This window comes from Paenibacillus sp. JJ1683 (genome assembly GCF_053006485.1).
In genome coordinates this window covers 3,996,075-4,020,776 of sequence record NZ_CM129820.1, presented here as the reverse complement: position 1 = coordinate 4,020,776, position 24,702 = coordinate 3,996,075, and the positions used below count along the sequence as shown (strand labels likewise).

Sequence of the window (24,702 nt, the reverse complement as noted above, 5' to 3'; positions counted from 1 at the left end):
AGAGACATGAACATGTTGATTTATAAAGACAAAAGCAAACCGATCGAAGAACGGGTTAAGCACTTAATCGGTTTGATGACGTTAGAAGAAAAGGTGGGGCAGCTTGTGCAGCCCTTTGGCTGGCAAGTGTATGAGCACATAGACGGGGAATTGTCCCTACATCATGATTTCAAGCAGCAGGTACAAAATGGAGGAGTCGGCTCCTTATACGGGGTACTTCGCGCTGATCCGTGGACCGGAGTGACCTTGGAGAATGGCTTATCTGCCAAACAAGGGGCGGAGGCTGTGAATATGATCCAACGCTATGCGATAGAGCATTCCCGGCTGGGTATCCCGATACTGATCGGTGAGGAATGCTCTCATGGGCATATGGCGATTGACGGCACTGTGTTTCCGGTTCCGCTGTCCATCGGCAGCACATGGAATGTTGATTTGTACCGCGATATGTGCCGTGCGGTTGCGAGTGAAACCCGCGCTCAGGGCGGGGCGGTCACGTACTCGCCCGTGCTTGATGTTGTGCGTGATCCACGCTGGGGACGCACGGAGGAATGCTTTGGCGAAGACCCTTATCTCATCGGCGAATTTGCTGTTGCCGCAGTGGAGGGGCTTCAGGGGGAAAGCTTATTCAGCGAACATAGCGTAGCTGCCACACTAAAACATTTTGCAGGATATGGTAGCTCGGAAGGCGGACGTAATGCCGGACCTGTGCATATGGGCTGGCGTGAGCTTTTGGAGGTCGATCTGTATCCATTCCAAAAAGCGGTGGAAGCAGGGGCGCAATCTGTTATGCCAGCCTATAACGAAATTGACGGTGTACCGTGTACAGTGAACGCTGAGCTATTGGACGATATTCTTCGTCAGGCGTGGGGATTTGACGGTCTGATCATTACAGATTGTGGCGCAATTGAAATGTTAGCGAGCGGTCATGATGTGGCTGAAAATGGACTGGATGCCGCTGTGCAGGCGATTCGCGCAGGAATTGATATGGAAATGTCCGGGGAAATGTTCGGAAGTCATCTGGTCGAGGCGGTTCGTGCTGGCAAGCTGGAGATGAGCGTGCTGGATCGGTCGGTTCGCAGGGTGCTCACGTTAAAATACAGGCTCGGTCTGTTTGACAAACCGTATGTGAATGCAGAACGAGCGGAGCAGGTAATTGGTCAGGCGGAGCATATTCGGTTGGCTCGTCAGCTTGCGACCGAAGGGATTGTGCTGCTTAAAAACGTCAATAGCACGCTCCCCCTGCCGAAAACCTCCAAGCGTATTGCGGTCATCGGCCCGAATGCAGATCAGATCTACAACCAACTGGGCGATTATACATCACCGCAGCAGAGAACCCGTGTAGTAACTGTACTTGATGGTATCCGTGGCAAGCTGGGCAAGGATCATTCAGGCGTTCTGTATGCACCTGGCTGCCGGATCAAGGGAGAGTCCCGGGAAGGCTTTGATAACGCACTGGCATGTGCGGCTGAGGCCGATACCGTGGTGATGGTGGTTGGAGGGTCCAGCGCCCGCGATTTCGGGGAAGGGACGATTGACCTGAAAACCGGCGCCTCGAAGGTATCGGATCACGATTGGAACGACATGGAATGCGGCGAAGGCATCGACCGGATGACGTTGGGGCTTGCAGGCGTACAGCTTCAACTCATGCAGGAAGTTTACAGGCTGGGGAAGGAGCTTGTCGTCGTTTATATGAACGGGCGACCGATTGCTGAGCCATGGGTGGAGGAGCACGCACATGCCATTGTGGAAGCATGGTATCCCGGTCAGGAGGGAGGGCATGCAATCGCGGATATTTTATTTGGGGATGTGAACCCTTCGGGACGTTTGACTCTTTCCATCCCTAAACATGTGGGGCAGTTGCCGGTATATTACAACGGCAAGCGTTCCCGGGGCAAGCGGTATCTGGAAGACGATGCCGAGCCGCGCTATCCGTTTGGCTATGGTCTTAGCTACACGACGTTTAGCTATGAAAGGCTTACACTAAGCGCCAATTCGATCCGAGCGGGCGAATCCGTTACGGTTACAGTCGATGTAACCAACACGGGCGACCGGGAAGGGGCTGAAGTAGTTCAGTTGTATATCTCGGACGCAGTGAGCTCGGTGACCCGTCCAATTAGGGAGCTCAAGGGCTTTTGCAAGCTTGTATTACAGCCAGGAGAAACACGGACGGTGGAGTTTGTGGTAGGCTCCGACAAGCTGCAATATATAGGGCATGATCTACAGCCAGTCGTTGAGGCTGGGCGATTTTCAATTCAAGTAGGCAGGCACTCCAAAGATACCCTGTGTGCCGAGTTGATCGTACGGGAGGATGAATAATGGAGCGTATCAAACGCCTGATTCGGGAATTGTCGGAATGCCAATGGCTGGAGAAGCTGGATTTGCGGAGCTGGAACATTACACGCTCCACTTACCAAACACCAGGTCAATACGAAGGCGCCGGGCCTTTAACGGTAGGACTGGACCTCAAGCGATTCCCCAGCAGTCAGGGGACGACTTACTTTCTTCGAACGCGGCTGGACGTACCGACAACGTGGTTGAGAGAGCCTTTTGGATTGGTGTTTGAGTCCGGGGGAGAAGGATTGCTGCGAGTCAATGGTGCTTCCTATCACGGGCTTGATCGCAATCATACCTATGTCACGCTAAATCCAGAGCTCATCGGGTCTTCCCCTGAGCTGGAGATTGAGCTGTTTGATCCGGTACCTGAGCCCGTAGATCCGCTCAATCGGCAGGCTGTCATTCAACCTCCGATTTCTTCTGTTACAAGCTATCTTGTACGGCCCAATAAGTCTGTGCAAAGCCTGATGTATACCGTTACCGTTGTTAGCGAAGCCGCTGTACTGCTGCCGGAGGGCGACATCCGTAGCATACGCTTGCTGAAAGCCCTGTATGAGGTGATGGATTGCTTTGCGAATCTGGAGGAAGACGCCATTCGAGCAGGAGGAGCGATCTCAGCCATAGAAAAGGAGCTGATTCGTCAGGTTCAGGAGATCGGCGGAAATGCGCAAGCTTTGGAGCATATGGTAGGACAGTCGCACATCGATATTGCCTGGCTGTGGCCGATGCGCGAGACCGTACGGAAAACAAGCCGAACCTTCTCAACGGTGGATGCGCTGATGGATGAATACCCGGCCTATCAATATGCACAGAGCCAGCCGCTGCTGTTCTCCTTTGTAAAGGAAAATGATCCAGAGCTGTATGAACGAGTCAAAGCGAGAGTCGCTGAAGGACGGTGGGAGCTGGTCGGGGGCATGTGGGTAGAGCCTGATTTGAACCTGCCCAGTGGCGAATCGCTCATCCGCCAAATGCTGTATGGTCAGCGCTTTTACCAACAGGAATTTGGCAAAATCTCTCATATCGAGTGGCTGCCGGATACGTTTGGCTACTGTGCGTCCCTGCCGCAGATTTTAAAGCATGGGAAGATAGATTATTTTATGACGACTAAGCTTGGCTGGAATGATACGAATGTGTTTCCTTATGATTTGTTCCACTGGGTGGGCATCGATGGGACTTCGATGTTGTCCTACCTCAATCATGGCGTGAATGAAAATACACGGCCCCAGGACATTCATGACCATTGGCAGTCTTATCGTGAAAAATCAGCGCATCCTGAGCACATGTTGCTTTACGGGCATGGAGACGGCGGGGGCGGAGTTACGCGTGAAATGCTGGAATATATAGAGCGTTCTTCGCTAATGGTGGGATTGCCTGCGGGTCGGTTCAGCACGGCGGGACAGTTTTTCGCAGGCATAGATCAGGCACATCCGAAGCTTCCCAAATGGCATGGTGATTTGTACCTTGAGTTGCACCGAGGAACCTACACGACCCACGCCCGCAACAAACGCAATAACCGGAAAGCGGAGGGAGTCTACCGCGAGGCAGAACTGTGGAGCACGCTGGCATTACCACAGCTGGAGCCGGAGCAGGTGGAGGATATCTGTTCGGCATTGCATGAGGGCTGGAAGCTGATTTTGTTGAATCAGTTCCACGATATTATCCCTGGCTCGGCGATTACCGAGGTGTACGGCACTTCGGATAAGGAGTATCAGCAAATTTTCGAATGGGGACATGTCGGGCTTCAACAGGGGATTACGACGCTGGCGGCTCAAGTGAACACGGAAGGATCGAGAGCAGGAACACCGTATCTGGTGTTTAACAGCCTGGGCTGGAGCCGTAATGCTGTGATTCATATTGCTACGGAATCGGCACAGGGATGGTATGCCTACCACTACGCTAATGATGAAGCCGAGCGGCTGGACACCGATGTGGAGGAAGGCGGCATTTCGGTGCGTATTCCGGATGTTCCTGCACTGGGCTACAAAACGATTTGGTTGGAGCGAGAACAGGCCCAAGCAGGTGAGAAGCCCGAGATCGCTGTGATATCTGGATCGCTGGGGGATATGTGGGAGACGGCCTTTTATAAGGTGGAATTTAACGAGCGGGGCGAAATGATTCGTTTGCTGGATAAAGCGGCAAACCGTGAAATTTTGAAGCAAGGGGAACGGGCAAACCGTTTTTATTTTTTCCATGATCGTCCGACGCTGTGGGATGCCTGGGATTTGGATGACCGCTATGAGGAACAGGTAGCAGGAGAAGCCGAGTTGCTGGAAAAACAAGTAGTGCTTCAGGGAAAAACGAAGGATGTGCTGCGCTTCCGATGGCGAATCCATCAATCTGAAATGACACAGGATGTAATCTTTTATCATCATGAGCGGCGAATTGATTTCAAAACGCATGTGAGCTGGAATGAAGCGCACAAGCTGCTAAAGGTAGGCTTTCCTATAGATGTGGTTACGGACAAGGCGACTTATGAAATTCCGTTCGGTGCCTTGGAACGGCCGACCCATCGGAATACGAGCTGGGAGCAGGCGCAGTATGAAGTATGTGGACACCGATTTGCGGATGTTTCCGAGCACGGATATGGCGTGAGTCTGCTCAATGATTGCAAATATGGCTACGACATTCAAGACAGTACCATCCGTCTGTCTCTGCTACGAGCACCCAAATGGCCGGATAAAGAAGCCGATCTGGGCGAGCACGATTTTGCGTATTCGCTTTATCCGCATGTTGGAGATTGGCGCAGCGCCCATACTTTGCGTCATGCGGCTGAGCTGAACCAAGATATGCCTGTTGTGCAGCAGCAAAAGCACAATAGCGGAGTGCTGCCGAGCAGCGGATCGTTCATTAATTTTGATAGCCGTCACGTTGTGCTGGATACGATCAAGCCGGCCGAAGATGGGCTGGGGACGATTCTTCGTTTGTACGAATCTTCCGGGGGAAGGGAAACGATCAAGCTGACCTGGCCTTACACGTTCAACGCAGCCTACGTGTCGAATGCGCTGGAGGAACCTGTGCAGCTGCTTGAGCTGGAAGGTGGATGTCTTACGCTGTCTTTTACACCTTATGCAATTAAAACGATACGTTTGCAATAGATATGCTGGATTAGAAAGACTATAACCGCACGGGTGTTTCCCGTCAGATAAAGGAGCGAAAAAACTATTGGAACAATTCAGACTTCCCAAAATACCAATGCCCGACCTTGACTTGCCGCAGGCTGTTCAGGACGTACTTAAGGAAGCAGAGCAAGCACTGGCTCACAGGCCGAAGCTGCTGAAGCTGTTTAAGAACTGTTTTCCAAATTCACTGGAGACGACGACCAAGCTAATGGATGATGGGACAACGTTTCTCATTACAGGGGATATTCCAGCTCTTTGGTTGCGGGATTCTGTAGAGCAGGTCATTCATTATGTGCCGTTAGCCAGGGAGGATGCTGATTTACAGCGCATCATTGGGGGGCTGATCAAGCGCCATATTCATTATGTCCTCATAGACCCGTATGTGAATGCGTTCAATGAGACAGCGAATGACTGGCACTGGAATGCGACTGATGAGACGGAGATGTCACCATGGGTGTGGGAAAGAAAATTTGAAATCGACTCGCTGTGCTTTGTCATTCGGCTAGCTTATATGTACTGGAAGGAAACGGAGCTTACCGATATTTTTGATTCAAAATTCAAGTCGGCTCTGCGCAAAATAGTGGATGTGTTCAAAACGGAGCAGCGTCACCAAGAGCAGTCTGCGTATCGGTTTACGCGTAATAACGGCATTCCCACGGATTCCTTGCGCAATCAGGGACTCGGTATGCCTGTAAATTATACGGGGATGATTTGGTCAGGCTTCCGTTCCAGTGATGATGCCTGCGATTTCCACTACAATATACCCGGTAATATGTTTGCGGTAGTTGCTTTGCGTCAGATGCAGGAGTTTGCGGAGTGGGTATTTCGTGATATGGACTTTCTGAACGAGCTGAAGGAGCTGGAGGCTGAGGTGAAGCACGGTATCCGCTTGTACGGTATTTACCGCCATCCGGTATTTGGACCTATATATGCTTATGAAACAGACGGATTTGGCAACTACTGCCTGATGGATGATGCGGGTACACCGGGATTGATGTCCATTCCGTATTTGGGCTATACGACGGCGGACGATCCTATCTATCAAAATACGAGACGCTTTGCTTTAAGTCAGGAGAATCCGTTTTACTTTGAAGGGAAGGCGGCTAAAGGCATCGGAAGTCCGCACACGCTGCCGGGTTACATCTGGCATATGTCCCTGTCGATGCAAGGATTAACGGCCCAGACCGCAGAAGAAAAGCTGGAAATGATCCGGATGCTGGAAGAGACAGATGGGGACACCGGCTATATGCACGAGGGCTTTCATGCCGATGATCCTACAGTTTACACGAGAAAATGGTTTGCCTGGTCCAACAGTCTGTTTGCCCAGCTTGTGTATAAGGCCATGAAGGAGGGCTTGTTATGAATGAATCCACAGTAAGCCCATCCATCGTTGTTTTTAGTGAGCAAGACTTTCCCGCTATAGGGAGCCTGTTGCCAGACAAGGCATTTCAGGGAGTTGCAGACGTGGTAGTCGTAGGAGCCGATGAACTGGTTGAAACGCTAAAGCATATGGACAACGGCTGTTTTGTCAATCTGCATGCACCGTACTTCCCCAAGTCCGCCTGGACCGAAATCGTGGCATTTCTCCATAGGGGAGGAGGGCTGCTTAACGTCGGAGGAGCACCCTTTAAGCATCCGGTACGCAATCCTGCTGATGAGCATGGAGACTGGATAATTGAGACTGAACAGACTGCGTATCATCAGGAGCTGCATATTCATGAGGTGCTGCGAGTGGATGCGTCGAAGGTAGCTTCCCTGGTCGCATCAGAGGATATTCCTGTGCTGTGTGGTCAGGAGTCTCTGTTCCAGGTGGCGGATACGTGGAATCTCGTTCCACATACGACCAAAAGTAGCGATCTACCGCACCAAATGGGCTCTGCCGGGCCGATGAATACGCAAATTTATCCTTTGCTCAAGGGAGTAAGTAAGGACGGACGGGATATTGCTGCCCCGGGGGTGCTATGGGAGCATGCCCGAGGTCTGTTTGCTGGCGCACGCTGGATGTTTATCCATGTGCCGTTGATAGCTTCCTTTTGGGAACAGGATGGTGAGCAGCTGCTTGCCCAATGGGCACGTTTTTGCGCCAAGGGGATGACGGAGCTATCTATCAAGCCAAACTATGCTGCTTATGAGTCCGGGGAACGAGCCATACTGACACTTCAAACCCAGAGATTGCAGCGAGAAGGAGCCACGCCCAGAAATCACGAGGTATGGAGCTTTGACCTGACGGTGGAGCAAATATTGGATGAGTACAATCAGCAGGTATGGAGCAATCGCTTGCAGATTGAGGTTAGCAAAGAACAGAACTTTGTACGTATTCCCCTTGGCTTTTCCATTCAAAGCGGTTTATATCGGGTCATTTGCCGAGCTGAATCATCGGATGGTGAAGTACGTATATTGCGACAGGGCTTTTGGGGGCAGGATGCCGAACTGCTGGCTGAAGGACAGATCATCATGCGTAGTCGGGATTATTTTATAAAGGACGGGCGTCCGTTACCTGTTGTTGGCATGACCTATATGACCTCAGATGTGGCACGGAAATTTTTGTTTTTGCCCAATGCAGCAATTTGGGATCGGGATATGGCCCAGATGGCCAAAGCGGGCATCAACTGGATTCGCACAGGGGTATGGACGGCTTATCGCAATATGATGCAGATAGACGGACACGCTTCGGAAGAGGTGCTTCGTGCGATTGATGCTTTTCTGCTGACAGCCAAAAGGCATGGCTTGCAGGTGACGTTCACGTTCTTTTCTTTTACGCCGGAAACGTGGGAAGGGGTTAACCCTTATCTTGATCCGCAAAGCGTGGAAGCACAAAAGCGATTCATTCGCAGTATTGTCAGTCGGCACACGGCTACAACCCATGTGGATTGGGATCTAATTAACGAGCCTTCGATGTTTGATCCGTCGCGTATTTTCGCAGACGGTCCACGCTCTGCGAGGGACTCATGGGAACAGGCGGCGTTTAGTACATGGCTGGAGCAACGCCATGGCAGCATTGAGGCTTTGCAGGAAGCCTGGAATATGACGCCACAGCAGCTTTCCTGCTTTTCTTCTGCCACAATCCCCGAGCCGGAGGAGATCAACTTCGGCGTTCAGGATATGCATCAGGCCAAAAAGGGAGCCAAATGGCTGGATTACTGTCTATTTTCGATGGAAATGCACAATCTGTGGGCCGAGCAATTGGCGACTACGATTCGGGAGCTTTGTCCCGGACATTTGGTAACTGTAGGTCAGGACGAGGCACTGGGCGCGCAACGGCCATCTCCGTTTTTTTATGAGGCTGTGGTGGATTATACGACGGTGCATTCATGGTGGCTGAATGATCATTTGGTGTGGGACGGTATTTTTGCCAAAACACCAGACAAACCGAATCTCGTGCAGGAAACCGGGATCATGTATGTTGAGACGCCGGATGGTCGAGCCAAGCGTTCGGAGGAGGAGCTGCGCGACATGCTGGAGCGCAAGTATGCGTATGCCTTTTCGACTGGCGGAGCGGGTGCGATTCATTGGATCTGGAATACGAACTTTTATATGGATAATGCCAATGAATCGCACATCGGTGCGTTACGTGCGGATGGGACCGAGAAGCCAGAAGCAGAGGTATCTTACGATTTTGGGCGTTTTATGAGTGATATTCGCGATCTGTTTACAGACCGGAAGCTGGAGGAAACGGCTGTTGTATTCCCGTATTCCAATGATTTCTCCAACCGGTCACTTGCCTTTGATGCCACGACACGGCTTACCCGGGTGATGTCCTATAATCTTAAGCAGCCGTTCCGTGCCGTCTCCGAGTATCATCTGGACTCGCTCAAGCGGCAGTTACCGAAACTGATTATGGTCCCCAGCGCGCACAATTTCGATAGTACATCGCTGGAGCATCTTCTGGACATGGTGCGAGCCTTCGGTGTGACGCTACTAGTCACCGGACCACTGGGGCTTGATCCTTACTGGAAAATGACCGAACGGGTTGATGCCATTACTGGGCAGCGTACACTGGGGAACGTCCAACGGGAGGAAGCACTGAGTCTGGAGGGTCAAACCTTTCCTGTCTCATTTGGACAGCGGCGAATTGCTGAGGTCGCTAAAGAGGAACTACTATCACCAACAGCAGATGGAAGGATGGGGGATGAAGTTGTGAACCTGTCGCTTGGCAAGGGGCGCTTGATCTGGAGTCCGCTTCCACTGGAGTTAAATGGTAGGGATGAGCCGATTGCTGAGCTATATCGCTACGCCCTCACTGCTGCCGGGGTGGAGCGAGAGCTGGAATGGATAGACGGTGGCGATCAGCCGGGGCTATATGGACGTAAGCTGAATTTCAAGAATGGGGGCCTATATATTTTCGTATCGGAGTTTTCCCGGGATACCCAAGTGCGTGTTCGGGATAAGGAGACTGGATTATCCTACGCTTTTCTGTTGCCAAGGAGCCGCTCTATCTTGTTTGCTGTGGGTCGAGAAGGTCAGTTGCTAGCAGTATATCGTCCCGAGGACGTGACGATTGAAGTGATACAGTGAACAATGGCAGGTCAAGACATACGGTGAGGAGATATGCGATGAGCGAGCAAAGGGATGAATCAATCAACAATCAAGCGATAAGCAGGGAAGTAGACACATACACGGGCAGCAAGACGACAGCACATATTATTTCGCATACCCACTGGGATCGGGAGTGGTATTTGCCTTATGAGAAGCACCATATGCGCCTGATTAGCCTGATAGATTCTCTGCTGGATAAGCTGGAGCAGGACCCGGATTATAAAAGCTTTTATCTGGACGGGCAGACGATCATTCTGGAGGATTATCTACAGGTTCGGCCCGAGCATAAGAAACGGCTGGAGCAGCATGTTCGCAATGGTCGTATTTTTATCGGACCCTGGTACATTTTGCAGGATGCTTTTCTGACCAGCGGCGAAGCTAATATACGCAATATGCAGATTGGTCACCGCGATGCCGAACGTTACGGCAGTCCGTCCAAGATCGGATACTTCCCCGATACGTTTGGCCTGGTTGGGCAGACTCCGCAGTTCATGCAACAGTCGGGGATAACGAATGTTTTCTTCGGAAGGGGCGTAAAGCCGACAGGGTTTAACAATACGGTGTCGGATAGAGGCTACGAGTCTTCCTTTTCGGAACTGTTATGGACGGGGCCAGACGGATCAGAGGTACTCGGTATTTTATTCGCCAACTGGTATTCCAACGGCAATGAGGTTCCTATAGATGAGGCGGAAGCCAAGATTTATTGGAAGCGTAAACTGGATGATGCGCAAAAATATGCTTCAACTGGTGAACTGCTGTTCATGAACGGTTGCGATCATCAGCCTTTACAGCTTGATTTACCGGAAGCAATCCGTACGGCACAGAAGCTTTATCCAAATATCGAGTTTGTTCATTCCAATTTCAACGATTATCTGACTTCTCTGAAACGGACTTCCCAAAGGCAACTCTCGTCAGTGAAGGGAGAGCTTCGCAGTCAGCGCACGGACGGCTGGGGAACGCTGGTGAATACGGCTTCTACTCGGGTGTATTTGAAACAGATGAACCAGTTGGGACAAGTGATGCTGGAAAAAGTGGCAGAGCCGCTTGCGACCGTCGCGCATCTGCTGGGGCAGGCTTATCCTCACCATTTGTTCACCTATGCCTGGAAAACACTGATGCAGAACCATCCGCATGACAGTATTTGCGGTTGTAGTGTGGACGAGGTGCACCGTGAGATGGTGACCCGGTTCGATAAGAGCCGTCATGTAGCCGAGAGTATTGTGGATGAAAGCATTGAGGTCATTGCGCAAACCGTGGATACGACGGACTTCAATCGCTTTGGAGCAGATGCGTTGCCACTCGTGATTTTTAATACGTCAGGCTGGGAACGCAGTGGTGTAGTGTCGGCAGAACTAGAAGTGGTGCGTCTGTACTTCCGCGAAGGATACACGCTTGAGGAGGCTGCTCATCAAGCGAAGAACGTGGATCTTTCCGGGCGCATACTGGTGGACAGTGAAGGGAGTCCGGTGGCATGCAAGATGGAGGACCTCGGGCTACAGTTCGGTTATGATTTGCCGGATGACCGATTCCGCCAGCCTTACATGTCTCGTCGGGTTCGCCTTACCTTTGAGGTTGAACGTGTGCCCCTGCTAGGCTTAAAAACCTATGCTTGGCTGAGAAGTAGTATCGATACGGACTCCTCTTCCCTTTTTCATGGCAGTCGCAGTATGGAAAATGATTTACTTCACGTCGAAATTGCGGATAACGGCTCTTTTACCCTGACAGATAAGCGTACAGGCCGCAGCTACAAAGACCTTGGCGTATATGAAAATGTGGGTGATATCGGCAACGAGTATATGTTCAGACAGCCCGAGGGAGAGCAGGCACTGACTACCAAAGACTTGATCGCTGATATTCGCATGCTTGAAGATACACCTTTTCTGGCATCCATCGAGATTATCCATCATTGGGAAATACCGGCTTCCGCTGATGAAACGCTGGAGCAGGAGCAGCGAGAACTGGTTTATTATCCGTACCGCAAGGCTCAGCGCTCCTGGCAGACCGTTCCGCTGACGATACGGACCGTCATTTCTTTATCTAGGAACAGCAGGGGGGTTTCCATGGAAACCACCTTTAACAACCAGGCCAAGGATCACCGTCTTCGCGCTCTGTTTCCGACAGATATAGTTTCTGGTGAGCATCGGGTGGACTCGATGTTTGAAATTGCAATCCGGGACAATGAAACCGCACCTGAGTGGGAAAACCCAAGCAACACACAGCATCAGGAGGCGTTTGTGGATGTAAGCGGGGAACAGGCGGGTCTAACCGTAGCCAATCTCGGGTTGAATGAATATGAAATCATGCGTGATGGACGTAACACGATTGCAATAACGCTGCTTCGCTCAGTTGGCGAGCTGGGGGATTGGGGATGGTTCCCGACGCCGGAAGCGCAGTGCCCAGGTGAGCACACCGCTCGTCTGGAAATCATTCCACATGATGGCGACGGTATTCAGTCAGGCGCGTATACAGAAGCCTATCAATACCAAATTCCTTGGATTGTAAAACAAACGGGGATTCATGTGGGTACAGTTGCTCCAGATTATGCACCGTTTGATTGGCAAAGCACGGAGCTTGCCTTTTCCTCTATGAAAATGAATGAGCTGTCGGGGGATGTGCTGTTACGCTGGTACAATATGAGCAATAGTATAGCCGAATTAATTATCAAGCCCGGGCCGCACCAGTACGATTTTTATAAAAGTAATATCCTCGAAGAACCAGGAGAAGACATCGTAGTGGATTCTTCTAATGAGTTGCTTCAGTCTGTAAAGCCGCATGAAATTATCACACTGGGTTTTAAATTGAAGACCTAACAATAAAGTAAAGAAGGCCATAGCAAATTAACAAGCCCCGATGGAATAGCTTATCATCGGGGCTTGTTATCGTTTGCTAAAAGTAAATAGTAGCTAGGTTACGGATTCAATCCGTGTTGCTTTTTTGACACAAGGCTCTCCTGACATGCTATTCATTTGCATTCATCATTTCAATTAACACTTGATATACCATCGGTAAGGTGGTAAAACCGTCACTTTGCAAAAAGTGCCCCCCATGATCTACTTCGTGAAAATCAGCCTGCATATCTTCCGCTAGTTTCTTACTAAGTGCAAAGGGGACAATTGTATCGTCCTTTGAAGCTATAGCTGCACGTGCCTTTAGTGAATCCATAATTTGCTGATCATCCAAATGGTCAATTGTAAACTCATCTAATGATGGTAGGCTTGGCACTGGGTCAGTAAAACCGGAAACGAACACGGCGCCCCCCAGCGGTTCCGAGATATTTACTTGCTGCAGGTACCTTAATATGGATACACATCCCAAGCTATGACCAATAAAATAGGTGTCTTTATGTAGAACTTTAATATTTTGCAATAGATACTCAATCCACTCATTAAGCTTGGGCGCTTGCGAGTTGGGCATTTCTAGTATATCTACCGAAACCCCATCTTCCTGTAATTTGTCTTGTAACCAAGGAAACCAATGATCTGCTGGCGAAGCGGTGTATCCATGGATTATATATACTTGCTTTTGATTTTGTATGTTTGTCACAATACGTTCTCTCCCATCATCCAGTGTTTAGAACTTAATTTGCATATGTGCCTCACTTCATGCAGGCATTCCCCTCTAGTTTACCAAACTCCCCATGCTTATAAGTACTAAAATTGTGGATTTACGTAGCAAGTCCATGTATAAATTTTCCTGTTATAATATTCATTATTTTTGCAGTACTGTAATTTGACTTATAAATTTAAGCGCTTTCTACCGATATATATAGCATCACGTTTTGTAATCTACTTCATATTGTTGTTTGGAGGGCAGCATCAAGGGGGGATCGGAGTACTCGTGAAAGTTGAGAGCAGCGTGAACTATTATCCATAGACGAGCTGGAGGGGTTTGGATGAGTAACAAGCTATCGGACAGGACAAAAAAAGGAAAAGGTTTTAGAGATGTAAAGGTTACGACAACGATGATCTCCATGATTGTGATCAGCTTGGTGGGTTTGCTCATTGTATCGTTGGTAGGGGTTATCGGTATGTATCAAGCTAAAGAGGGTCAAGGTATTTTGTATGTGGATCGCTTTCAACACCAAACCAATATTCTTGAAGTCAAAAGTGATTTCTACAATATGCGGGCCAATTATACAAAAATACTCGACAATAAAGAGTATACAGATAAACAATATAAGCAGGTACAGAAAGGAAAGGATAGTGTTACAACCGGGCTAAATGAATTTTCACAAAGGACATTGGATGCAAAGGAACAGAAATTGTATGAGGAACTAAGAGGCAGTATAGACACGTATTTTCAGGATATTGAACAGATCATGGCCGTCAAAAAAAATACTGGAACTTATGACACAGAAGAGAGAGGTCGGATTAATAAATCTAGTACGGCCATAGTTACGATGCTGACTACCATTTCAGATTATAACAATGAGCAATCCGCCAACCTATATCAAAATACACAAAATGAGATTAAAATGCGCACAATTGTGTTGATCACGGTTCTGGCTCTTGTGCTGGTTGTTCTGATCACAATCTCCTTTGTGGCCATTCAAAACATTCGTTCTCGGATGAGCACCATTACGAAATACTGTGAAGAAATTACCCAAGGCAATTTAACGGCAGCCCTTGATCCTGCCTTGCTCAAAGGAAATAATGAGATCGCTGTCATTGCTCGTGCTATTCAGCAAATGACAGATTCAACCTCAATGGTCATTACGGGAGTGATCAATGAGTCGCGCCAAATTAACCAGCTTAGCGATCAGACGAATCTGAATATGACAGATCTCAATGAACGGATTCGCGATGTATCCGCCACGGTCGAACAGCTGTCAGCAGCTATGGAGGAGACTTCAGCATACACCGAAAATATGAATCATTCTGCGGATGAAATGCAGCGGGCAGCAGAGTACATCTCAGTCAAAACTCAAGAAAGAGCTCAGTCTGCCTATGATACAAGTGTAAAGGCCGAAACGTTGAAGCAAGCGGCTAGTCAATCCAATAAAGCGGCCAAGGAAATTTACCAGAAGGCTAATGCAAAGATGACAGAAGCATTAGAACGAGCCAAGGCAGTAGATCAAATTCGTATACTTTCTCAGTCTATCTTGGAAATTACGGCACAAACCAATTTGCTGGCCCTAAATGCATCTATTGAAGCGGCTCGTGCCGGTGAGTCAGGTCGAGGGTTTGCGGTTGTAGCTAATGAGATTCGTAAGTTGGCAGACGGCTCCAAACACGCGGTAGACCAAATTCAGAGTGTTACTCAAGAGGTTGTGCAGTCTGTAGAAAACCTGACTACCAATGCCGAAGAATTACTGCACTTCCTGCAAACCCAGGTGGGCAAGGATTATCAGCTGCTTGAGGACACAGCGGGACAATATTACACTGATGCTGTTGGGCATACGAACACAGTCAATGATTTGAACGCCACCTCTAAGCAGGTAAATGAAACCATCCAAACCATGGTGAGAGCGATCCATGAGATTGCAACCGCCAGCGAGCAGTCTGCTATATCTACCCAGCACATTGCAGAGAATATGGTTTCATCGACGGAGAAATCTCTTGATGTGGCACAACAGTCTGATCAGGTGAAGGAAAGCGCTGCTCGACTGAATGGACTGGTCGAAGGTTTTAAAATTTAACGAGGACCATACGGTGATGGGTATTTAAATGAAGGACGAAGAAAAACAGTTGGGAGCCGTAAGAAGGCTCCCTTTTTGAGCAGACTCTACTAGATTGCTTTCGTCATCCAGTCAAGAGTCCAAATCTCGTAACTCTTCCTGCTCAGCCATTTGCATCAGCTTATAAATCTGCCGGGTTGTGTTCACATTCCGCACCGTCATTTGCTGATACAGCTTGGTGCCGACTAATTTCGTTAACCCGCTTTTGGTGACTTGTTCCTTGCTGACAGAAAACAGTACGGCCCCGGGCGTATATATGACATGCCCGATTCCCGGTTTCAAAGGAAGCTTGTCCAGAACGGTAATATCGTTAATTTCATCCCACAGAAACATTACATCACTTTTCATCTGTGTATCATTAGCCCATTCATTCGGTAGTGCCTCCATAATGCTCTGAATCTCCTTCATATTACGGACGATGACACGGATGGGTAAGCTAAAATCCTCCAGAATCGCCTGTTCCAATATGAGCGATAGCTCCTGGTTGGACCGCTCCTGACTGGAAAAAATAATGTTTCCAGAATTAATGTAAGTCGTCACATGTCCCATACCTGCATGTTCAAACGTTTGCTTGAGCTTCTTCATCTCAATTTTGTTGTTGCCGCCGACATTGATGCCCCGCAGTAATGCGATATAGATCATAAAAAGCCCCACCTCTCTTTAACAAATAGGATTTCTAACAAAAGGATAGATATTTCAGCAAGTACGTGGTTTGGTTTTCGCCCAACAAATGATGCAGCAATGGTTTTACGTGCTCGATATATTCTGCTTTGGTTTCGTATGTATCTTCATCTATCAATTCTCCCTTAAAGGTACAGGCACCTTCAATCAGGATGGAAAGAGCCGTAAAGAAGTCAGCTAAAGAGTCAGCAACCTGCTGCGCTGTCCCACCTTCAATTGCAGCATATACAGGAGAATCGGGTGTGCTAGTATCGACAATGAGTGGATCGTCATTAAATGTGGCAATTACGACATGATGAGATGGCCACGAAGATGACTCTTGGACAAGCTCACCAGACGTAATGAAGCGATAGCCTAGCTGTTGGCGATATAAATGTTCTGGTGCGACAAAAAAGAGAACTGCGGCATCCCCAACTTCAACTGCCGCGTTTTTTAATTTGTGTGTTCCCGCTGCCTTGGCATCGATCATTTCATAGTGGCTATACATGTACGCAAGCTCAGGAGATAGAGGAATCCGACTGTCCCAGCAATCTGTTATACTCTCTGAACGGGGCTGGATATCGTGGTCTTGGAACAGCCCGTAGGCTTCATTATACAAGTTTTGCTGGTGTACAAACCGGGTAAGCGCTTCATTTAACTGTTTCATAGGTGTGTATTCCTTTCTAGTCGTAGGCTATGACCTGCGACATCACGTTTTACTTTTAGCATTAAGATATCATAATATAGAAATGAAGAACATATGTTTCTGTAATTATGCTACCTTGCCAGTCGATCCAGAATAATTTTAAAATATAGGAGTTCGAAAATAAGGTGTAAGGAGGAGAGAAATGTCTTTTTCTGAAATATACGATTACAAATTAAGAGCATACTTTAATGAGCGCATTTCTGATTTGAATCATGAAGATCTATTTTATTCCTATCCTGATCAAGAGCAAAATTTAAGAATATTAACTCTGAATATAAATGAGCAGGATCATATTTCTTTAGTGCGATGGCATGATTTATTTGACAGGTCGCTATTTACCAAAATGGATCATCCCATTCTAAGCGTAACGGATGCTGAACGTCTGATTCGATTGCTTGCGCTTATTTTTAACATGTTTGATATACATAAAGATGTTGCTTATTGCAGAAAAAACTTATGTTGTGTTTATTATCAATATCAGATTTCACATGTAGCAGAGAGAAGGAATGAATTCTCGCTTACTCAGGATAGGCTATTTTTTCTTCACCTTCTCTTATTTGAATTGGGTTTAGGAGATGACATTTATGATCGTCTAACGATAGAAAATAATAGGATAATGTACAGGATGGAAGACGCACAGCAGTATGATTTGCACATTCTAATTGACATGTTGCATGAGCATATTAACAAAAATAAGATGGATATGGATACCCGAGCAACGCTGGGAAAAATAAAAATTTTGCAAGGCCAGTTGGTCAACTTCATCTTGGGCAGTCATGATGTATATGATTTTCCGTATGATGATTTCAACAAGTCGTTTGCAGAAGCAACGATATTTATACAAGCCTATAACTCTAATAAAAATAGGGTATTAGAGGTGCTGATCGACTGTATCAATGAGCATCAATCTCCAACAGAGCAATTCATCTCCCATTTGATCTTGATGAATTACTCCTATTTTGTTCTCAAAAGTAATCCTAGCGAAATTACATATTTTAAATTATTCTGCAAGAAAAAACCGGGAGTTTTTATGAAACTATTGACTGCATTGCTTGAACTCGGATTTTTTGTCGATAATACTATCTTCGCAAATGCGGGTATACATTATGATTTATCCAGAGTAAAAGGGGTTAAATGATGCCATTCTCTCACGTTTCTTTACCTGATTTACCATCGTCTATCGGACGCCTTACGGCCATTCATCCTGTAAAAGGTGGCTCTCAGGGCAGCATAACCCTGCTAGCACTAAATACACAGGCAGAACTGTGGAGGCTAGAGCTGTATTCTGGTAACGCAGAATTATGTACACGTATTTGTATCCCTGATTTTAATCCCATGCAACCTGTCCAAATGGTGACCAGTCCTGACGGCAAGTACGTAGCCATATCCAATCGTTTTGGCCGGCATGCGGCAGTGTATGATTTAGTCTATGCTCAAGAAAAAATGCAATTATCGCGGGACGAATACCACTATGATAAAAGTATGTTCCCCCTGGCATTTGTACATCAAGACGGTATGTGTATCCTTGTTCATGGAACGGAATGGAACCGGCTGGATCTGACGGATATAGAAACAGGGAGGCTTTTGACAGCAAGACCTAGCCCTGTTTATAACAACGAAAGCAAAGATGAGCATTATCTAGATTACTTTCATGGGAGACTGCTGGCTTCTCCAGAGGGAAAGTGGATGGCGGATACAGGATGGGTATGGGCTCCATTAGGAGTGGTTCGAACTTGGTCATTATCTGATTGGCTGCTGAACCCATGGGAATCGGAAAATGGTCCGTCAGTTCGCCATCTTTGGCAAACCATAGATTGGGATGGGCCAGTGTGCTGGACAGGACCCGATACATTGGCGGTATGGGGACAGATGGATGCCGATTTACTGGAGGAGGAAGAGTGGGGAGAGGAAGGCGTGGAACCGGCGGTTGTCCTATTCGATATGACTCAGCCCGGGTACCGACGTGTGCTTCCTGCGATCCCGCCTCTAAATTGTAAGCCTGAAGAAGACGAGATTTATCCATATCCCCAAGCGGATATGGCTGTTTGCGGCGACCGATTATTCTTATGGGGAAAAGAAGTCCCGCTTCAGGTATGGCGGCTTTCAAGCGGTGCGCGGGAACATGTAGATACGGAGCGATTTCCACTCATTTACCATCAAGAGGCAGGAATTTTCGTTGAATTACATCCAGATAGCGGTTGTAAAGCCTTGAGCTACGAATAATTAGCGTTACCGGATTTTCTTCCATCCTGGTCATATGGAAAGATACGCATTAGTTATAACAATTACAAAGGAGTGTACATCAAAATGGCACTGATCAAGGATCGTTTTTGCGGATGCCTGGTTGGGCTGGCTGTGGGTGATGCTTTGGGAACCACAGTAGAATTTAGCAGTCCAGGCACATTCGAACCTGTAACGGATATTGTAGGCGGTGGTGTATTTGGGCTGAAGGCAGGACAGTGGACGGACGATACGTCTATGGCGTTATGTTTGGCGCAGAGTATGGTGCAAAAGGATAGCTTTGATCCAGCAGACCAAATGCGTCGCTACACCAATTGGTATCACCTAGGATATATGAGCAGCACGGGAACGTGCTTTGATATCGGTGGTGCGACGAGAGCAGCACTGCATCGCTTCGAAGCCACTGGAGATCCATATAGCGGGTCCGTTGACCCCATGACTGCTGGTAATGGTTCGATTATGAGGCTTGCACCTGTCGCCATGGCCTATGCGAACCGCCCGGAAGAAGCTGTAATGTACGCTGAGCTGAGCTCGCGCACCACCCATGGAGCAGTCGAAAGTGTGGAGGCCTGTGCCGCGCTTGCTTCAATTCTTGTGGCAGGTCTGCGGGGAGCGGACAAAGAATCCATGTTATCACCCGATGTCTGCTATAAGTGGCGGCGGAAGGACCAGTCAGCTTATTCGGCAGCCATTGAAGAAATCATTCAGGGATCTTACAAGCATAAGGAGCCGCCTGAAATCCAAGGAAGCGGTTATGTTATTCGTTCCCTTGAGGCTGCGCTGTGGGCATTTCACCATTCGGCTTCATTTGAAGAGGGGGCACTGCTGGCCGTAAATCTGGGGGATGACGCAGATACGACCGGGGCAGTGTACGGCCAGATTGCAGGGGCTTATTACGGGCTAAGCGGTATCCCGAGTCACTGGCGCGAGAAGCTGGCAATGAAAGAGACGATTGATGAGCTGACTGAGGCTTTATGGCAGAAGGCCGACAAGGGCCAGACACTCTAAGGGGAACATCTATAAAGATCAAGCTGGGTTGCTTTTCTTATGAAGCAGAACCTAGCTTTTTTGGTTTACTATATTTTGCCGATGACTCATCTCTTGGGACTACTACTCATATCGCCATACTTCCGCCCTCCTCAGCTACATGTCGTTATGACAAAATGAAGTCAAGTACAAATCATACTTCACTTTACTGATCTTTTAGAGGAGGAACTACATTGTCACATCTAGATAAACAGCTTCATTCATTTGTCGATATTTCCAATAATATAGAAGGGTTTGAGATCGTTTCGACCCAATTTGGTCCTGATGGACGCGTGTATATTTTGCTCATTGATAAAGTCCCAGAACGAGTGCGGGGGATGTTCACGCCTGCCTCTCTTAAAGAGAGACGTACTTACAAGGTACTCATTCTAGACGATCACATTCAAGAGGTGTGTTTGGAGGGGCAGCAGTTCAACTATCATTATGTACAGCCTCTACAAGATTATTTGTTACTCGTCGGAGCACGATGCCATTATTACGGACCTGATCAATACGATCTAAATGGTAAAATTATTGATTATGAAGGTCGTACTGTGAATGAACTACTGCTTGGAGACGGTATCCAGAGTGTTCAGGTTACAAAAGAAGGTACGATCTGGACCAGTTATTTTGATGAAGGTATATTCGGGAATTATGGTTGGAATGAGCCTGTGGGGTCCTCCGGCCTTGTCGCCTGGAATAAAGAGGGACACAAAATATATGAGAACCAAGCGGCAGATATTCATGATTGCTATGCTTTGAACGTGATCAGCGAACAGGAAATCTGGTTTTATTACTATTCAGACTTTTCATTAGGGTATATTTCCGGTAGCGACCGTACGAATATTACGTTTGTGAATCCGAGGATTTCCGGCTGCTCCGGGGTGGCTACAGATGGGTATCACTTTTTGTTCGACGGCGGGTATGGCAAGAATGGACAATATGTCTTGAAAAAGAATGTGAAGCCAGGCAACTTGAGCAAAGGACAACACATTCGCTTTTTAAATGACGATCAAAAGTTCCTTCAACCGCATGAACAGGATTTCAGAAAAGACCGCCTGCTGCTCCGTGAAGGTTCTCTGCTGTATCAGGTGGCTGTTGAAGAGATAGTATAAAAACCCACGTCAGACGTGGGTTTTTCCTTAACACCAAAAATACTTATTCATACGTTTTGACAAGATCATTCAGGGAGGTAATGGTGCTGCCTTCCCCAATAGCACCAAATTTCCACTCCCCTCCATAGCGGTATACTTCACCTACACGGATGCTACACATCCCTTTATAGTCCTCTGTCAAATTGTATCGGAGAATCTCTTCATCTTGCGACGCATCCAATACTCGAATATAAGCATTGTTCACCATACTGAAATCCTTACGTCTACCAAAGCTGAAAAAACGGAATATATTCACAATAAATACGACTCTATGCACTTCAGGTGGTAGTTGTTGAAGGGATACAGTAATGACTTCATCATCACCGTCACCATGTCCTGTCAAGTTGTCACCACTATGTACGACGGCCCCGCAAGGGCTATTTTTGTTTCCGAAATATACTAGATTTTTCGTCTGAGTCAGCTTGCCGTTCTCATTAAGAAGCAGTGCTGACGCATCAATATCCATGGATATACCCCTCATAGGGTCCCATCCAAGCCCTACTTTTAGTACGGATAAGTGTGGATTATTTTTGGTCAGGTCTACCTTCTGCCCTTTAACTAGACTAATACTCAACGTTATGCCTCCCTATCATTATTTTTGTTCTACTCTGAAATTGTAGCATATATATAGAAGGATATAATCTATTCGTAACTTCACAGATTTTTTTCCGTATAAAGATAAAAACATGATCCAAATTCGTTCCCTTAGGGAGAAATGCAACCATGTTTAAACAAAATGAGAAGTTGAGGTAATGCATCATATGAATGAAAAATTTCGAGCCGATACAGGATACCAGCTGGCTGAGCAGAAGGCGCTCCAGTATTTTGCATCACTCTATAATCAGGTCAAGGATAAGACTTATGTGACTTCTCTTACAGAAGATATCCATATATGGAAAAGGAATCATATCCGTCCTTCTTCATGGTTATCCTTCATTTCGCGGAATAAGAGAAAGCCGGATACTCGGGATTATGACAGATACATTCAATGGCTGAGTTACACAGGCAAATTGGATGATTATCTGAAGCGAAGTGTCTCTTATATTTACATGAGGGATCTAGGCAAGGCTCTAGATTCTGCGAACACACAGACCCGGATTCAGCGCGTTATTGCTGACGTGAAAAGATATTTGCTTCAACCCACCCGTGCTAATAGAAGAAATCAACCGGAGTTTATGAATATAGCCGGGGTGTATCGGTGGTCTCAAAAGGAAGGGATCGAAGCCACTGTAATCTGGCTAATCAACAAGCTTAACTCTGTATCTTCTCATATTTCTGAGGAAATGGATGCAGAGCACGCCCAGCGCAAACTGATTAAAATCATCATTGGGGTTATTCTGCATGTGATGGAAGAAATGGACGAAGCCGTGCCACCTGTTGAGCGGTCGCGCAGACTGGATGAAGCGATTAGGCTTGGGTATTTCTATGGGTTGACCTATCCTTTTATTGATGATCTTCTCGATTCTCAGCTGTTGACCGTTCAAGAGAAAGAGCAATACTCCCACATGATACGCACCGCGCTTCTTACCGGATCTGTGCCAGAGCTGGGCGACTGGACTGGCGATCATATGAAGTTCATTCGCTATATCCATTCGGAGCTCTCGGATGCTTTTGAGTATATTAAGGCACATCAGCGGCCAGACACACAGCAAACCTTTTTCGAGCAGTCCTATGTTTTTTTTCATTCTCAAGATATCGACCGGGATAAGAATCTAGCGAGAGCCAATTACACCAATGAAGAACTTTATATACCCGTGATTTTAAAATCTGCTTCTTCCCGCTTGATTGTCCGTTCCGTGATTAGTGCTCCTGAGGATGAAGGGTTTGAGCAACGAACATTCTTTTATGGTATCTATAACCAGCTTGCTGATGATTTTGCGGATATGGCTGACGATATGAGAGACGGTGCGGTAACACCCTATACCTATTATTTAAAATATCATCATCAAAGATCGGATTTGATCAATCCCTTCGAGCTATACTGGGCGGTCATTTCTAATTTGATCGATAACGTGTATCATTCCGATGCCACGGCTCGCGAGGTGATACTGGACCGTGCAATAAATGGACTCAAACGTTATAAAGAACGGGTAGGTGCAGAAAAGTACAATGAAATAATGGAGATTTTTGCATCTGGAAATCCTGAATTTAATCGTCTCATTCAGAAAATGGTGGGCAAAGCAGAGGATGTAGATTTCTTCGATAAGCTGCTTCGGGACCAGATGATTACCCATCTGAAAAACGATTCGAGGGAAAAGGAAGACTTTATGAATACGGTCAAAACAGTCCGTGATCAGATTAACAACCAATTGAAGATTACCAAGCCTTCTGGGATCGAGGTCATGAAAGAACAGCTTATTGATGCTGCAAATTATAGTCTCGAGGGGGATGGGAAAAGGATACGACCTATTTTGACTTGGGTCATGGGCGTAAAAGAATATGGATTAGACGCTTCGGCAATCGTACCTCTTCTGCGATCATTGGAATATATGCATACAGCCTCCCTGATTTTTGATGATTTGCCTTCCCAGGATAACGCTTCTACCCGTAGAGGGCGTCAGACATTACATCAGGTGCACAATAGCGCTACTGCGGAATTAACCGGACTATATCTGATCCAGAAGGCCATCGGGGAGCAATCGTCACTGAGTCAGTTCAACGCTGAGACTGTGCTTGCCTTGATCCAATACTCGGCCCGTAAGGCAGAGGATATGTGTATGGGTCAGGCGATGGATCTGGATTCCAAAGGAAAGGCTTTGACCTTGGAGCAGCTGAATATGATGTGCTTTTACAAAACAGGAGTGGCGTTCGAGGCTTGTCTCGTTATGCCAGCCATGCTCGCACAGGCCGAGGAATCAGAGATTGCCGCTTTGCAGAAATTCGCCTATCATATGGGGATTGCTTTTCAGATCAAAGATGATTTGCTTGATGTGGAAGGAGATACGCTCTTACTTGGAAAACCTGTGGGCCAGGATTCGGATAATAATAACTCGAATTTCGTGTCCATCCTTGGTTACGAAGGTGCCAGTAAAGAAATGTGGGAGCACTACTGCCTTGCCATGGAAGCATTAAAAGAGGTACCCCGCAATATCTCTTTTTTGAAGCATCTGATGAATTATATTGTGAACCGGGATCGTTAAAAAGAGTTGTGTCCCAGATATGTCTGAATAAACAAGCAAAGATGTGAATATCTGGTGACTTCAGTGCCGTATTTTATCCGTTACGGGGCGTTCTCTATTATAATGATTT

The 24,702-nt window shown here is 47.3% G+C and carries 15 protein-coding genes; 11 read left to right on the top strand and 4 right to left on the bottom strand.

Annotated features, from left to right (window positions below):
- The first annotated feature begins 12 nt into the window (after nucleotides 1–12).
- The 5 genes from ACUC6J_RS17205 to ACUC6J_RS17185 all read left to right on the top strand — a co-directional run bounded on the left by ACUC6J_RS17205 (nucleotide 13) and on the right by ACUC6J_RS17185 (nucleotide 12,799).
- The gene (locus ACUC6J_RS17205; RefSeq protein WP_447249173.1) at nucleotides 13–2,316 is read left to right on the top strand and encodes a glycoside hydrolase family 3 N-terminal domain-containing protein; all 2,304 of its coding nucleotides are present in this window, start codon (nucleotides 13–15) and stop codon (nucleotides 2,314–2,316) included.
- Nucleotides 2,316–5,429: an alpha-mannosidase gene (locus ACUC6J_RS17200; protein ID WP_447249172.1), complete on the top strand. Its 3,114-nt coding sequence runs from the start codon at nucleotides 2,316–2,318 to the stop codon at nucleotides 5,427–5,429. Before ACUC6J_RS17205 ends, ACUC6J_RS17200 begins: the two co-directional genes overlap by 1 nt.
- Before the next feature lie 67 nt (nucleotides 5,430–5,496).
- Nucleotides 5,497–6,816 carry a glycoside hydrolase family 125 protein gene (locus tag ACUC6J_RS17195; protein WP_447249171.1) on the top strand — a complete coding sequence of 440 codons (1,320 nt, stop codon included), beginning with the start codon at nucleotides 5,497–5,499 and terminating at the stop codon, nucleotides 6,814–6,816.
- A complete protein-coding gene (locus tag ACUC6J_RS17190) occupies nucleotides 6,813–9,968 on the top strand; it encodes a beta-galactosidase (RefSeq protein ID WP_447249170.1) in 3,156 nt (1,051 codons plus the stop codon). Before ACUC6J_RS17195 ends, ACUC6J_RS17190 begins: the two co-directional genes overlap by 4 nt.
- A gap of 38 nt (nucleotides 9,969–10,006) precedes the next feature.
- The gene (locus ACUC6J_RS17185; RefSeq protein WP_447249169.1) at nucleotides 10,007–12,799 is read left to right on the top strand and encodes an alpha-mannosidase; all 2,793 of its coding nucleotides are present in this window, start codon (nucleotides 10,007–10,009) and stop codon (nucleotides 12,797–12,799) included.
- Nucleotides 12,800–12,947: 148 nt separating this feature from the next.
- Here ACUC6J_RS17185 and ACUC6J_RS17180 read toward each other — a convergent pair whose 3' ends face one another.
- Nucleotides 12,948–13,532 (bottom strand): RBBP9/YdeN family alpha/beta hydrolase, encoded by a 585-nt coding sequence (locus tag ACUC6J_RS17180; protein ID WP_102998912.1) that lies wholly within the window; start codon nucleotides 13,530–13,532, stop codon nucleotides 12,948–12,950.
- Nucleotides 13,533–13,881: 349 nt separating this feature from the next.
- Here ACUC6J_RS17180 and ACUC6J_RS17175 point away from each other — a divergent pair, with 349 nt between their 5' ends.
- The gene (locus ACUC6J_RS17175) at nucleotides 13,882–15,627 is read left to right on the top strand and encodes a methyl-accepting chemotaxis protein (protein WP_447249168.1); all 1,746 of its coding nucleotides are present in this window, start codon (nucleotides 13,882–13,884) and stop codon (nucleotides 15,625–15,627) included.
- A 111-nt stretch (nucleotides 15,628–15,738) separates the two neighbouring features.
- Here the strand turns inward: ACUC6J_RS17175 and ACUC6J_RS17170 are convergent, their stop codons facing one another.
- Nucleotides 15,739–16,308: a DUF1697 domain-containing protein gene (locus tag ACUC6J_RS17170; protein ID WP_447249167.1), complete on the bottom strand. Its 570-nt coding sequence runs from the start codon at nucleotides 16,306–16,308 to the stop codon at nucleotides 15,739–15,741.
- 34 nt (nucleotides 16,309–16,342) lie between these two features.
- Entirely contained in the window at nucleotides 16,343–16,993 is a 651-nt protein-coding gene (locus ACUC6J_RS17165) for a hypothetical protein (protein ID WP_447249166.1), read from the bottom strand.
- Between the two features lie 181 nt (nucleotides 16,994–17,174).
- Here ACUC6J_RS17165 and ACUC6J_RS17160 point away from each other — a divergent pair, with 181 nt between their 5' ends.
- The 4 genes from ACUC6J_RS17160 (at nucleotide 17,175) to ACUC6J_RS17145 (ending at nucleotide 21,414) form a co-directional block, all read left to right on the top strand.
- Nucleotides 17,175–18,170 (top strand): hypothetical protein, encoded by a 996-nt coding sequence (locus ACUC6J_RS17160; protein WP_447249165.1) that lies wholly within the window; start codon nucleotides 17,175–17,177, stop codon nucleotides 18,168–18,170.
- Complete coding sequence (locus ACUC6J_RS17155; protein WP_447249164.1) at nucleotides 18,170–19,255, top strand: hypothetical protein; 1,086 nt, start codon at nucleotides 18,170–18,172, stop codon at nucleotides 19,253–19,255. Before ACUC6J_RS17160 ends, ACUC6J_RS17155 begins: the two co-directional genes overlap by 1 nt.
- An 84-nt stretch (nucleotides 19,256–19,339) precedes the next feature.
- The gene (locus ACUC6J_RS17150) at nucleotides 19,340–20,281 is read left to right on the top strand and encodes an ADP-ribosylglycohydrolase family protein (protein WP_447249163.1); all 942 of its coding nucleotides are present in this window, start codon (nucleotides 19,340–19,342) and stop codon (nucleotides 20,279–20,281) included.
- Between the two features lie 212 nt (nucleotides 20,282–20,493).
- Nucleotides 20,494–21,414, top strand: coding sequence for a hypothetical protein (locus ACUC6J_RS17145; RefSeq protein WP_447249162.1), 921 nt, complete (start codon nucleotides 20,494–20,496; stop codon nucleotides 21,412–21,414).
- Nucleotides 21,415–21,457: 43 nt separating this feature from the next.
- Here ACUC6J_RS17145 and ACUC6J_RS17140 read toward each other — a convergent pair whose 3' ends face one another.
- Nucleotides 21,458–22,027, bottom strand: coding sequence for a TerD family protein (locus ACUC6J_RS17140; protein WP_447249161.1), 570 nt, complete (start codon nucleotides 22,025–22,027; stop codon nucleotides 21,458–21,460).
- Nucleotides 22,028–22,205: 178 nt separating this feature from the next.
- Between ACUC6J_RS17140 and ACUC6J_RS17135 the strand changes: the two genes are divergently transcribed.
- Nucleotides 22,206–24,593 carry a polyprenyl synthetase family protein gene (locus ACUC6J_RS17135; RefSeq protein ID WP_447249160.1) on the top strand — a complete coding sequence of 796 codons (2,388 nt, stop codon included), beginning with the start codon at nucleotides 22,206–22,208 and terminating at the stop codon, nucleotides 24,591–24,593.
- Nucleotides 24,594–24,702 lie beyond the last annotated feature (109 nt).